The sequence below is a fragment of the Stenotrophomonas sp. PE591 genome (assembly GCF_018320795.1).
In the GTDB taxonomy this organism is placed as follows: domain Bacteria; phylum Pseudomonadota; class Gammaproteobacteria; order Xanthomonadales; family Xanthomonadaceae; genus Stenotrophomonas; species Stenotrophomonas maltophilia.
On sequence record NZ_JAAOKO010000002.1, the window covers coordinates 530,090 to 542,164 of the forward strand.

The window sequence follows — 12,075 nt, forward strand, 5'->3', positions numbered from 1 at the left end:
TCGGTCAACTCAGAGAAATACGTATTGCAGCGGCAGTGGCCAGCGGCGCCAGCACCAGCGCGAGCAGCAGGCCGGCGCCCAGCATCAGCAGCGCACCGACCGGATCCTGCCCGCGTCCGGCTGCCGCCAGGCTGCCGGCGCCGAACACAAGCACCGGCACGTACAGCGGCAGCGACAGCAGCGCCACGAGAATACCAGAGCGTCGGATGCCAACGGTCAGTGCGGCGACCACGCCACCGATCAGGCTCAGCAACGGCGTTCCCAGCAGCAACGATGCCAGCAACATCGGTAGCTGGTCATGCGGCAGATGCAGCATTTCGGCCAACAGCGGGCTGACCACGATCAGCGGCAGCGCAGTGGTCGCCCAGTGCAGGAGCACGCGCACCAGCACCAGCCAGGCCAGCGGCACCGGCGCCAGCAGCCACTGTTCCAGCGAGCCATCTTCGGCGTCGGAACGGAACAGTGAATCCAGCGACAGCTGTCCCGCCAGCAGCACGGCCAGCCACAGCACCGCGCCCGCGGTGGCGGCCAGCAGCTGTGGTTCGCGGCCTTGGGCCAGCGCGAACAGCACCACTACCAGCACCGCGAACAGCAGTGGTTGCAGCGCATCGCCGCGGCGGCGCCAGAGCAGGCGCAGGTCGCGCTTGAGCAGGGCGCCTGCGGTCTGCCACAGGCCTGGTTCGGTACCCGGCGCGATCATGCGGCACCGCCGAGGTCGAGCTGGCGGGTACGCACCGGCGGTGCGGCATAGGCGCCATGGGTGGTGACCAGCGCAGCGCCGCCGGCGCGCAGGTGCGCCGAGATCATCCGGTTGACCAGGGTGATGCCCTCCAGGTCGAGGTTGGCATAGGGCTCGTCCAGCAGCCACAGCGGCGCCGGTGACAGCCAGATGCGTGCCAGTGCCAGCCGCCGCTTCTGCCCGGCGGACAGATGCCGAACGAGGGTGTCCTCATAACCGGCCAGGCCCACGATGGCCAGCGCGTTGCCGGGCATCTGCCGCGCACGCCGTCCATGCAGGCCGCACAGGAAGTGCAGGTTCTCCAGCGTGTCCAGGTCTGGCTTCAGGGCCGGCAGATGGCTGAGGTAGGCCACGTAGCGTGCACGTTCGGCATTGCTCGCCGGCTTGCCATCGATCCGCACCTGGCCGGCGCCGGGCCGGGCCAGGCCGGCCAGCACGCGCAGCAGGGTGGTCTTGCCGGCGCCATTGCCGCCCTGCACCAGCAGGGCTTCGCCGGCGTCCACATGGAAGTCCAGCGGGCCGAACACCGGCTCGTCATTGCGGGAGAAGCTCAGGCCGCTGGCGGCCAGCAATGCAGGGGTGTTCAAGGGGCAGGGGTCTTCATGCCGGAGTGCGATGGCAATTGTAGCGGTGAATGCCGATGGTAGTGCCGGCCGCTGGCCGGCAGATGCGACCCGGCGCCGCAGATCGTCCCAGGGGTGCCGGCCAGCGGCCGGCACTACCGACGCGCGGATTGCGTAAACTCGCAGGCCTGTTCCCCCACAGCCCAGGCCGATGCAACCGAACACCAAGCTGCCCAAGGTCGGTACCACGATCTTCACCGTGATGTCCCAGCTCGCCGCCGAACACGGCGCAGTCAACCTGGGCCAGGGTTTCCCGGACTTTTCGGCGCCGCAGCGCCTGATCGACGAGACCGCCAGGGCGATGGCCGCCGGGCTGAACCAGTACCCGCCGATGACCGGCGTGGCGCCGCTGCGCCAGGCCATCGCGCAGAAGGCGCTGGACTGCTACGGCGCGCAGGTCGATGCGGACAGCGAGATCACCGTCACCAGTGGCGGTACCGAGGCCATCTTCAACGCCATCCACGCCGTGGTGCGTGCCGGCGAGGAAGTGATCGTGCTCGACCCGGCGTATGACTGCTATGAACCGGCGATCGACCTGGCCGGTGCCAAGGCCGTGCATGTGTCGCTGGATCCGCAGACCTTCGCGGTCGACTGGGACCGCGTGCGTGCGGCGATCACCCCGCGCACCCGCATGCTGATCGTCAACACCCCGCACAACCCGTCCGGCGCGATGCTGTCGGCGCAGGACATGCAGGCACTGGCCGAGCTGCTGCGTGGCACGCAGATCTACCTGATCTCCGATGAGGTGTACGAACACATCATCTACGACGGTCGCCGCCATGAATCGGCGCTGCGCTACCCGGAACTGCGCGAGCGCGCGTTCGTCATCTCCAGCTTCGGCAAGACCTATCACTGCACCGGCTGGAAGATCGGCTATGCGATCGCACCGCCGGCACTGACCGCCGAGTTCCGCAAGGTGCACCAGTACAACACCTTCACCAGCTTCGGCCCGGCGCAGTACGGCTTCGCCGCGATGATCCGCGACGAACCCGAACACCACCTGGAGCTGGGCGCGTTCTACCAGGCCAAGCGCGACCGTTTCCGCGAGCAGCTGGCCGGCACCCGCCTGAAGGCGCTGCCGGTCCCCGGCGGCTACTTCCAGCTGGTCGACTACTCGGCCATCAGCGACCTGCCGGACCATGAGTTCGTGAAGTGGCTGACCATCGAGAAGGGCGTGACCGCGATCCCGCTGTCGCCGTTCTACGAAAGCCCGCCGGCCGGCCAGCGCCTGGTGCGCCTGTGCTTTGCCAAGAATGAAGCAACGATGGACGCGGCGATCGAACGCCTGCGCCTGCTCTGAGCGAGGCTTGAACATGCAGGACCTGCGCATTTCCCTCGTCCAGGGCGACACCCGCTGGCACGATCCGGCCGGCAACCGCGCCTACTACGGTGCGCTGCTCGCACCGCTGGCCGGCACCACCGACCTGGTGATCCTGCCGGAGACCTTCACCAGTGGTTTCTCCAACGACGCCATTGCCCAGGCCGAAGGCATGGACGGCCCGACCGTGGCCTGGGTGCGCGAACAGGCCAGGACCTTGAACGCGGCGGTGATCGGCAGCGTGCAGCTGCGCGACGGCGAGGGCGTCTACAACCGCCTGCTGTTCGCCACGCCCGATGGCGACCTGCAGTACTACGACAAGCGCCACCTGTTCCGTTACGGCGGCGAGCACGAGCGCTATGCCGCCGGTCGCGACCGCCTGAGCGTGGAATGGAAGGGCTGGCGGATCAATCCGCAGGTCTGCTACGACCTGCGTTTCCCGGTGTTCTGCCGCAACCGCTACAACGTGGAGCGTCCGCAGCAGCTGGATTTCGACCTGCAGATCTTCGTCGCCAACTGGCCGTCGGCGCGCGCCTATGCGTGGAAGACCCTGCTGCGTGCGCGGGCGATCGAGAACCTGTGCTTCGTGGCGGCGGTGAACCGTGTCGGCATCGATGGCAACCAGCTGCACTACGCAGGCGACAGCGCGGTGCTGGATTTCCTCGGCCAGCCGCAGGTGGAGATCCGCGAGCGCGAACAGGTGGTCACCACCACCATCTCGGCTGAGGCGCTGGCCGCACACCGCGCGCGTTTCCCGGCGATGCTCGATGCCGATGCCTTCCACCTGGACGAACAGGCCTGAGCACCGGCCTGAACACTGCTGCACCAGCGCGTGCGCCTGCATCCAACGTGCACGCGCGCGCTGCTAGATTCGCCGGCAGTCCGACCGAACTGGAAGTCCTGCCATGAACAAGCCCTTCGCCCTGCTGCTTGCCCTGTCTGCCGCATCGCTGGCCCCGGCCGCGCACGCCGCTGGCAACCTCGACTGCGAGCTGCGCTACAACCTCTCCGGCTGGTCGCTGATCTACAAGACTGCATCCGGCAATGGCACGGTCACCTGCAGCAATGGTGCCAGCATGCCGGTGCGCATCGAGATGAAGGGCGGCGGCCTGACCGTGGGCAAGTCGAAGATCACCAACGGACGTGGCAGCTTCACCGGCGCAGTCAGCGTCAACGAGCTGCTGGGTACTTACGCCTCGGTGGGCGCGCATGCCGGTGCGGTGAAGTCCAGCAACGCGCAGGTGATGACCAAGGGCGACATCTCGCTGGCCCTGTCCGGTACCGGCAAGGGCTGGGATCTGGGCGTGGACGGCACCGCGTTCACCCTCAGCCGGCGCTGAGGCGCGACGGCGCGGCAGTTCCCCAGCTGATGCGGATGTAGTGCTGTTCGGAATCGCTCAACAACCGTTCGACACCGAAACCATTCTTCAGCAGCTGTGCGACCACGTCTTCGACGAGCTGCTCGCTGGCCATCACCTGGCTGAAGCCGAACACGATGTAGCGGCGGCCATTTTCCGAGCCGATCTGGATGGCGTTGTCGAGATCGGGGTAGAACAGTTCGATCGGGCGCTTGGCGGCATCGACGTTGGCGCGGGCCTGTTCGGCGGTGATGGTGATCATGGGCATCTGCCTTGTGTGGGAGCGCGCGCACGATAGCCGGGGAATCAAAGCCGTTCCCGGAAGGCCAGCACAGTGCGCTGCTTTTGCAGCAATTCCTAGGCTGCAGCGGGACGCCGCCGTTGCAGCCACAAGGCCAGCAGGCCACACGCGATAACGGTCGGTGCCAGCATCTGCACTGCACCGACCAGCGCCATTGCCGCACCGATCAACAGGTAGTAGAGCAGGCCGAACAGCGCGCCTGCGCTGCCGAGACAGTGTGGATAGCTGCGCAGGGCCTGGCCGAGCACATTGGGAATGGCAAGGCCGAAGCCCGTCACCACCGGCACCATCGCCGCGATCAGGGCAGGGTGATCATGCAGCAGCGCGGCCAGCAGGCCTCCCGTCAGGACCAGTCCTGCGGCGATGCGGATGCGCGTGGTTGCGGCAACGCCTGCACGCAGCAGGCGGCCATTGCCCCACGCGCCCAGTGCCGAGCCCAGTGCCAGCACCGCGCCGCTGGCGCCGAACCAGGTGGCTGGCCAGTGCAGGCGCGCAAACACGAAGGGGCCGAGCACATACCAGCTGTACATCGCCACGTTGAAGGCCATCACCAGCAACGCGTGTGACCAGATCCAGCGATCGCGCAGCAGTTCCCGCAGCAGCGGCAGCATGGGCGCGTGCGGGGTCTGTGCAGGGCGGCTTTCGCGCAGGCCCGCCAGGCATGCGACTGCCAGCAGGGCAGCGATCAGCAGCAGGCCGGACTGTACGCCGACATAGCCATGGGCGGCGACCAGCAGCGTGCCCAGTGCAAGGCCGATGGCCGGGCTCAGGGCCAGGGCCATGCCGATCCAGGAGAACGCCTGCGCCAACGCGGATCCCTGCAGGTGGTCGCGCAGTACGGTCTGGGTTACCACCGAGGCCGCCGCCGCACCCAGTGCGGCCAGTGCCTGTGCCAGCAGGACCTGGCCGAAGGTGCTGGCCAGCAGGCCGCCGCAGGCGGCCAGTGCGAACACGGCCAGGCCGCATAGCAGGGCAGGGCGACGACCGATACGATCGGCCAGGCGCCCCCACAGCAGCACGCCTGCAGCGAAGCCGAACAGGTACAGGCTCATGGCCTGGCTGGCGGCACTCGGCGGCAGGGCGAAGCGTTCGGCCAGATCGGCCAGGGCCGGGCTGTACAGGGTCTGTGCCAACTGCGGGAACATCAGCAGCGCAATGGTGAGCAACAACAGGCGGCGCGACATGCGGGCGCTCCAGGAACAGGGCCCCGCATTGTGGTCGCGTCCGCAATGGCGCACTCTGTCTATCCTGTCATCGAATGTATGAAATCAGACATGGCCTGGTTGCAGCCGCACGCGCACTTCGACGCCGATGCCTGGAGTGCTCCGGTGCTGGGGATTGCAGCCTCACTGGCGGATCACGACTCGGGTTGGCACCAGCATGCACGCGCGCAGCTGCTGTATACCCGGCAGGGCTGCACGCGCCTGACCTACGGTGATCGCATCAGCCTGCTGCCGCCCGCGCGCGCCGCGTGGATTCCGGGCGGACTGCGCCATCGCGCGCAGATGCGCCAGGCGGTCGACTACCGTTCGTTGTACTTCGACGCCACGCTGTCGGCCCAGCTGCCCCGGCAGCCGGCGATCATCGGCGTGAGGTCGCTGCTGCAGGCCTTGCTGGAGCCGATCGCGCAGGCGCCATTCGACCATGACTGGCAGTCGCCGCGCGCGCACCACCAACTGGCGTTGTGCGTGCTGGAAATCGCTGCTGCACCGGTGGCGCCGATGGACCTGCCTCTGCCTCGTGATCCGCGGATCGCACGGTGCCTCCCGGTGGCCGAACAGCTGCCGCCCGAACTGGGGGAGCTGGCCGCGCGCACGGGCCTGAGCGCGCGTACCGTCGGCCGGTTGATGCAGCGTGATACCGGCATGAGCTACCAGGCCTGGCGCCAGCAATGGCGCCTGATGCGGGCCATGGAGTTGCTGCTGCTGGGCCAGCGCGTGGCGCACGTGGCGCAGGACACCGGCTTCTCCGCCGAGAGCCCGTTCATCGCCTTCTTCCGCGGCATGACGGGCACCACACCCGCCGCGTTCCAGCGCCACGCAAAAGGGGACGGAGGGGATTAAGTCGCTTTCGCCCCTTTGTTACAGGCCGTGGCAAAAACGACTTAATCCCCTCCGTCCCCTTTTCAACGAAAAACCCCGGCTTGCGCCGGGGTTTTTCATTTCAGGCGTGCCGGTGATCAGCCGCCGCGCGGGCCGCTGCGGCGCGGGCCACCCGGACCGCGGTTGCCGCCGGGGCCACCCGGGCCACGGTTGCCACCCGGACCGCCGGGGCCGCGATTGCCGCCCGGACCACGGTTGCCACCACCCGGACCGCGACCGCCCGGACGGGCGCCCTGCGCCGGCCTGGGGCTGCCATACGGGTTGAAGCCCGGCGTGGCGTGGTCGGACGGGAAGCTCGGGGCATTGCCCGGATGGCCATACGGGTGCTTGTTGCCCTGGCCCTGCGAGCGGTTGCCGGCACCGGCCGGACGACCCTGGCCGCCTGCGCCGCCACGGCCTTCACCGCCGAAACCGCCACGGCCCTGTCCGCCGCCGGCGCCCGGACCCTTCGGCTTGCCGTACGGACGGCCCTGGCCGCCTGCGCCCGGACCACGGGCACCCGGGCCGCGCGCGCCCGGACCGGCATTGCGATGGCCGCTCGGGCCCGTGCTCACGCCATCCGGCACGTACCAGGTGCGGAACGCGGCCGGGTTGCCTTCCGGCAGCGAACGGTCGTTCTTCTGGGTGCGCTGCTTGAACGGCTTCTGCGACTGCTTGGCTGCTGCTTCACCGCTGACCGTCAGGCCACCCTTGAAACCGCCGCCCTTGCCGCCGCGGCCACGGCCGCGGTCTTCGCGGACGTTGTCGAAGCGACGCAGCTCGCGGCCTTCGTCTGCGGTGTTATGGCCGTTGACGTAGGCATTGCCACGGCCACCTTCGCGCACGCGCACGGTGGTCTTGGCGGCGCGACGCTGGCCGATCACCGGCTGCAGGGTCAGAGCCGACGGCGCGCCTTCTTCCAGCTTCAGCTGCGCACGCAGGGCTTCAACCTGGGCGGTGCCCAGTTCCACCGAATGGCCACGGGCCAGTTCGCGCGGCAGGCTCACCTTGCCGTAGCGGGTGCGCTTCAGGCGGCTGACCTGGCAGCCCTGCGACTCCCACAGGCGGCGCACTTCGCGGTTGCGGCCTTCCTTCACCACGACGCGGAACCAGTCGTGCGAGTCGGTGCCGCCGATGCGTTCGATCTCGTCGAACTTGGCAGGGCCGTCTTCCAGTGCCACGCCGCGTGCGAGGCGGTCGACGATGGCGTCGGAGACCTTCTCCTCGCCTTCCGGGGCGCGCACGCGCACCACGTACTCGCGCTCGACCTCGAACGACGGGTGCATCATGGCGTTGGCCAGTTCACCGTCGGTGGTGGCCAGCAGCAGGCCGGTGGTGTTGATGTCCAGGCGGCCGATGGCGATCCAGCGCGCGCCCTTCAGCGGCGGCAGCGATTCGAACACGGTCGGGCGGCCTTCGGGGTCTTCGCGGGTGGTCACTTCGCCTTCCGGCTTGTTGTAGACCAGCACGCGCGACGGTTCGGCCAGGGCGGTGGCGACGAAGCCGCGGCCATCCAGCTCGATCTTGTCGCCGCTCTTGACCGACATGCCGGTCTGCGCGACTTCACCGTTGACCTTGACCAGGCCTTCGGCGATGCGCTGTTCCAGCGCGCGGCGCGAACCCAGGCCGGCCTGGGCCAGCACCTTGTGCAGGCGCTCTTCCAGCTTGAACTGTTCGGAGGTGGCTTCGCGCTTCAGCGAGAGCTTGTTACGGGGGGTGTCACTCATCAGTTTTGCTCCGGCCGACGGTTTCGGGGTCGGCCTCTGGTTCGGAATCGGCTTGGTCAACAGCCACGGTCGTCATCGCGACGGCGTTGTCTTCGCGTTCATTCAGGGGCACCGCGCGCTCGCCCGGCGCGGAATCGGGGTGCCCATCATCAAGGGGCGAAGGTGCTTGCTCATCGGAAGCCGACGCAGACGCTGCGTCGGCGGAATCGGGGGTGTCGCTGCCGGCCAGGCCGGCGTCATCGCTGGCAGCAGCGCCATCGGCGCCAGCCGAAATGTCCGGACCCTCGGCACTGGCGGCGGCCGGTGCGTCGCGGTCCAGGGCCAGCTGGGGTTCCAGCTCGCCCAGGTCCTTCAGTTCCGACAGCGGCGGCAACTCGTCCAGGCGCTTCAGGCCGAAGTAGTCCAGGAAGCCCTTGGTGGTGCCGAACAGGGCAGGCTTGCCGGGCACGTCGCGGTGGCCGACCACGCGGATCCACTCGCGTTCCTCCAGCGCCTGGATGATGTTGCTGCTGACCGCCACGCCGCGCACCTGCTCGATCTCGCCACGGGTGATCGGCTGCCGGTAGGCGATCAGCGCCAGGGTTTCCAGGGTGGCACGGGTATAGCGGGTCTTGCGTTCGGTCCACAGCCGGCTGATCCAGCCATGCACTTCGCCGGTCACCTGGTAGCGGAAGCCGGAGGCGACCTCGACCAGTTCCACGCCACGGCCTTCGCAGGCTTCGCGCAGGCGCTCAAGCGCACGTTCGATGCTGCCCGGCGGTGCCGGCTCCTCTTCCGGGAACAGGTCTTTCAGCTGGGCCAGGGTGAGCGGCTGGCTGGAGGCCAGCAGGGCACCCTCGACAATGCGGTTGATCAGCGTTTGGTCCATCGGCAGTCAGCGCTCACTCGTTCTCGTTGGCGGCGTCGTTGTCGTCGAACTCGCTGCTGAACTGCAGCGGGGCATTGGTGTTGCCGGCGGCCAGGGACTTCACGTAGATCGGCGCCAGCGGCTCTTCCTGGACGATGTCCAGCAGCTGTTCCTTGGCCAGTTCCAGCACCGCCAGGAACGTGACCAGCACGCCCAGCTTGCCTTCTTCTGCGGTGAACAGCCCTTCAAAACGGTAGAACTTGCCATCTTCAAGCCGGCCCAGCACTTCGCCCATGCGTTGCCGCACGCTCAGCGCCTCGCGCTTGATGGCGTGGCCACTGAACAGCTCGGCGCGCTTGAGCACGTCGTGCAGGGCCAGCAGCATTTCCTTCAGGTCCACCGGCGGCGGCAGCTTCACCGCAGCACGTTCGGGCATGAAGGCGTGTGCCACCGTGGTGTCGCGGTCCTGGCGGGGCAGGGCGTCGATGTCCTCGGCGGCCTGCTTGAAGCGTTCGTACTCCTGCAGGCGGCGCACCAGTTCGGCGCGCGGGTCGGCCTCATCGCCTTCCTCGCTGACCGGGCGCGGCAGCAGCATGCGCGACTTCACCTCGGCCAGGATCGCGGCCATGACCAGGTACTCGGCGGCCAGCTCGAAGCGCAGCTCGCGCATCACGGTGATGTATTCCACGTACTGCCGGGTGATCTCGGCCACGGGAATGTCCAGTACGTCCAGGTTCTGGCGGCGGATCAGGTACAACAGCAGGTCCAGCGGGCCTTCGAAGGCATCCAGGATGACTTCCAGCGCGTCCGGCGGGATGTACAGGTCCTGCGGAATCTGCAGGACCGGTTGCCCATGCACCACGGCCAGCGGCATTTCCTGCTGCTGGGGGGCGGGCGGCCGGGTTGGCGGGTTCGCGTCGAGCGCGAGTTCGGAAGTCATCTAATGGACATCAGGATTGCATCGGACCAGTCGCGGCAGCGGGTTCACCGGGCCAACGCCACGGCGCCCCACGGCACCAGACACGCCGGGATCGGCGCGATTCCACACATATCAAACAGCAGGACGCGCCGCAGGAAACGGCAGCGACGGAACTACGGGGAGGTCGTCTACGTGGCCCGGCCAGGTGGTCCGGTTCGAAGCAGCGGGACGGTCGTCGGGGGCTGCATTGGCCGCAGAAACCGACGGGCTGCCGCATCCAGCCACGTGCAATGGTGTCTAGGGTAAGCCTTTGTCGCGCCAGTGTCCAGCCGGGCTGGGGCGAGGGCGGCATTGGCTAGAATCTGCGCACCCGACAACGCAAGCGAGGAAATGCCGTGTGGTATGTGATTGAAGGCTATGACGGCCAGGACGTGCTGGCACAGCGACTGCAGGCACGTCCGGAACACCTGGCGCGCCTGCACGCGCTGCGCGACGAAGGGCGCCTGCTGCTGGCCGGACCGTGCCCGGCAGTAGACAGCGAGGACCCGGGCCCGGCCGGCTTCAGTGGTTCGGTGGTGATCGCGCAGTTCGAGTCGCTCGTGCAGGCCCAGGCCTGGGCTGATGCCGACCCTTACGTAGCCGCGGGCGTCTACACCCATGTACAGGTGCGTCCGTTCCGCAAGGTCCTGCCGTGAACGCGGAGCGGATCGAGCGGATGCGTGACGCACTGCAGCAGGCGCTGGCCCCGAGCATGCTGGAAATCGAAGACGACAGTCATCGTCATGCAGGCCACGCCGGTGCGCGCGATGGCCGCGGCCATTTCAACGTGCATGTGGTCAGTGAACGCTTCGCCGGACTGGGTCCACTGGCCCGGCATCGCGCGGTCTATGCCGCGCTGGGCGCGATGATGGAGACCGACATCCACGCGCTGTCCATTCGCGCATTGACCCCGTCAGAACAGGGCTGAGCCCTTGTCCCACACTGTCCTGGCGGGTCCGTCAGCGGGCCCGCCACAGACAGATTTCCATGTCCATTTCAGGACATTCGCCTAACGGACTGTTTACAAGCCCAGATGGAAACGCTTACATTCCGCGCCAATGCTGGTAGGTCCAAGCCGTGGAGGGCGGCTTCGTGAACAAGGCAGCTATCACAATCAAAGACGTCGCTCGCGAAGCCCGGGTCTCCGTGGCCACGGTTTCCCGCGCGCTCAACGGGCATGAAAATGTCGCCGAACCGGTCCGCCAGCTTGTGCTGGAGGTGGCCGCACGGCTGCGTTACACCCCGCACGCCGCCGCCCGCAGCCTCAGCAGCCGTCGCACCAATACGGTGGGCGTGGTACTGCCTGACCTGTACGGCGAATTCTTCTCCGAGCTGATGCGCGGCATCGACAACGTCGCCCGCAACCGCCGCCAGCACCTGCTGGTGTCCAGTTACCACGGTGACCAGGAGCAGCAGGGCGCGGCCCTGCGCGCCATGCGCGGCCGCGTCGACGGCCTGCTGGTGCTCTCGCCCTATGCCGAGAGCCCGGGCTTCCTGACCGACAACCTGCCGCAGTCGTTGCCAACGGTGCTGATCAACACCTATCTGCCCGGGCAGGACCACCCGGTGCTGAGCATCGATGACCATGCCGGTGCGATGGCGATGACCCGCCATCTGCTTGACGCGGGTCACCGCCGTATCGCTTTCATTTCTGGCCCGGACCTCAACTTCGACGCGCGCGAGCGCCTGCGTGGCTTCCGTGACGCGTTGGCGGCTTTCGGCAGTGACGCCGAAGGCATCGAGCTGCCCGGTGATTTCGACGAAGCTTCCGGCCATCGCGCCGGTCAGGAGTTGTTGGCAGCCGGAGCGCTGCCTGATGCCGTGTTCGCCGCCAACGACATGATGGCGCTGGGTTGCCTGTATGCGTTCACGCAGGCAGGTGTCCACGTTCCGTCCGACGTCGCCCTGGCCGGTTTCGATGACATTCCACTGGCGCGTTTCGTCCACCCGTCGCTGACCACCATGCAGGTCAGCATCGCCGAACTCGGCGATCGGGCCATGACGCGCCTGATGCAGTTGATGGACGGCACCTCCACGGATGGGACAGGGGACAAGCAGACCCTGGTTCCCCGCTTGATAGTTCGCGATTCCACCACTCCGCCATCCGGCCGTTGAAGCCGGAG

General features: G+C 67.7%; 14 protein-coding genes. 7 read left to right on the forward strand and 7 right to left on the reverse strand.

The genetic code is table 11. The features are described 5' to 3' along the window. Positions 1 to 4: 4 nt before the first annotated feature. Together ccmB and ccmA are read right to left on the reverse strand one after the other, a co-directional pair. Positions 5 to 700: a heme exporter protein CcmB gene (gene ccmB / locus JLDANKMP_RS07710; protein ID WP_005410340.1), complete on the reverse strand. Its 696-nt coding sequence runs from the start codon at positions 698 to 700 to the stop codon at positions 5 to 7. Beyond that, positions 697 to 1,326: a heme ABC exporter ATP-binding protein CcmA gene (gene ccmA / locus JLDANKMP_RS07715; RefSeq protein ID WP_005413987.1), complete on the reverse strand. Its 630-nt coding sequence runs from the start codon at positions 1,324 to 1,326 to the stop codon at positions 697 to 699. Before ccmA ends, ccmB begins: the two co-directional genes overlap by 4 nt. A 187-nt stretch (positions 1,327 to 1,513) precedes the next feature. Between ccmA and JLDANKMP_RS07720 the strand changes: the two genes are divergently transcribed. The 3 genes from JLDANKMP_RS07720 to JLDANKMP_RS07730 all read left to right on the forward strand — a co-directional run bounded on the left by JLDANKMP_RS07720 (position 1,514) and on the right by JLDANKMP_RS07730 (position 4,020). Beyond that, the gene (locus JLDANKMP_RS07720) at positions 1,514 to 2,662 is read left to right on the forward strand and encodes a pyridoxal phosphate-dependent aminotransferase (protein ID WP_049456032.1); all 1,149 of its coding nucleotides are present in this window, start codon (positions 1,514 to 1,516) and stop codon (positions 2,660 to 2,662) included. A 13-nt stretch (positions 2,663 to 2,675) separates the two neighbouring features. Continuing rightward, positions 2,676 to 3,482, forward strand: a complete 807-nt coding sequence (locus JLDANKMP_RS07725; protein ID WP_212560851.1) for an amidohydrolase — start codon at positions 2,676 to 2,678, stop codon at positions 3,480 to 3,482. Between the two features lie 103 nt (positions 3,483 to 3,585). After that, the gene (locus JLDANKMP_RS07730; RefSeq protein WP_212560852.1) at positions 3,586 to 4,020 is read left to right on the forward strand and encodes a hypothetical protein; all 435 of its coding nucleotides are present in this window, start codon (positions 3,586 to 3,588) and stop codon (positions 4,018 to 4,020) included. Here the strand turns inward: JLDANKMP_RS07730 and JLDANKMP_RS07735 are convergent. Both JLDANKMP_RS07735 and JLDANKMP_RS07740 read right to left on the reverse strand, forming a co-directional pair. Beyond that, positions 4,007 to 4,300 (reverse strand): hypothetical protein, encoded by a 294-nt coding sequence (locus JLDANKMP_RS07735; protein ID WP_212560853.1) that lies wholly within the window; start codon positions 4,298 to 4,300, stop codon positions 4,007 to 4,009. The genes JLDANKMP_RS07730 and JLDANKMP_RS07735 overlap by 14 nt on opposite strands. A 95-nt stretch (positions 4,301 to 4,395) precedes the next feature. Beyond that, positions 4,396 to 5,523 (reverse strand): MFS transporter, encoded by a 1,128-nt coding sequence (locus tag JLDANKMP_RS07740; RefSeq protein ID WP_212560854.1) that lies wholly within the window; start codon positions 5,521 to 5,523, stop codon positions 4,396 to 4,398. A gap of 90 nt (positions 5,524 to 5,613) precedes the next feature. Here JLDANKMP_RS07740 and JLDANKMP_RS07745 point away from each other — a divergent pair, with 90 nt between their 5' ends. Beyond that, entirely contained in the window at positions 5,614 to 6,402 is a 789-nt protein-coding gene (locus JLDANKMP_RS07745) for a helix-turn-helix transcriptional regulator (protein WP_212560855.1), read from the forward strand. Positions 6,403 to 6,518: 116 nt separating this feature from the next. Here the strand turns inward: JLDANKMP_RS07745 and JLDANKMP_RS07750 are convergent, their stop codons facing one another. The 3 genes from JLDANKMP_RS07750 to JLDANKMP_RS07760 are packed head-to-tail and all read right to left on the reverse strand — an operon-like array spanning position 6,519 to position 9,934. Beyond that, entirely contained in the window at positions 6,519 to 8,147 is a 1,629-nt protein-coding gene (locus JLDANKMP_RS07750) for a pseudouridine synthase (protein WP_212560856.1), read from the reverse strand. Then, positions 8,140 to 9,015 (reverse strand): SMC-Scp complex subunit ScpB, encoded by an 876-nt coding sequence (scpB, locus tag JLDANKMP_RS07755; protein ID WP_212560857.1) that lies wholly within the window; start codon positions 9,013 to 9,015, stop codon positions 8,140 to 8,142. The genes JLDANKMP_RS07750 and scpB overlap by 8 nt, the downstream gene beginning before the upstream one ends. A gap of 13 nt (positions 9,016 to 9,028) precedes the next feature. Then, on the reverse strand, positions 9,029 to 9,934 hold the full coding sequence (locus JLDANKMP_RS07760; RefSeq protein WP_005410330.1) for a ScpA family protein: 906 nt from the start codon (positions 9,932 to 9,934) through the stop codon (positions 9,029 to 9,031). 374 nt (positions 9,935 to 10,308) lie between these two features. On the opposite strand from JLDANKMP_RS07760, the gene JLDANKMP_RS07765 reads away from it, so the two are divergent. The 3 genes from JLDANKMP_RS07765 to JLDANKMP_RS07775 all read left to right on the forward strand — a co-directional run bounded on the left by JLDANKMP_RS07765 (position 10,309) and on the right by JLDANKMP_RS07775 (position 12,067). Then, complete coding sequence (locus tag JLDANKMP_RS07765) at positions 10,309 to 10,608, forward strand: YciI family protein (RefSeq protein ID WP_005410329.1); 300 nt, start codon at positions 10,309 to 10,311, stop codon at positions 10,606 to 10,608. 20 nt (positions 10,609 to 10,628) lie between these two features. Then, positions 10,629 to 10,880, forward strand: a complete 252-nt coding sequence (locus tag JLDANKMP_RS07770) for a BolA family protein (RefSeq protein WP_212560858.1) — start codon at positions 10,629 to 10,631, stop codon at positions 10,878 to 10,880. Positions 10,881 to 11,029: 149 nt separating this feature from the next. After that, positions 11,030 to 12,067 carry a LacI family DNA-binding transcriptional regulator gene (locus JLDANKMP_RS07775; protein WP_012480808.1) on the forward strand — a complete coding sequence of 346 codons (1,038 nt, stop codon included), beginning with the start codon at positions 11,030 to 11,032 and terminating at the stop codon, positions 12,065 to 12,067. The last annotated feature ends 8 nt before the right edge of the window (positions 12,068 to 12,075 follow it).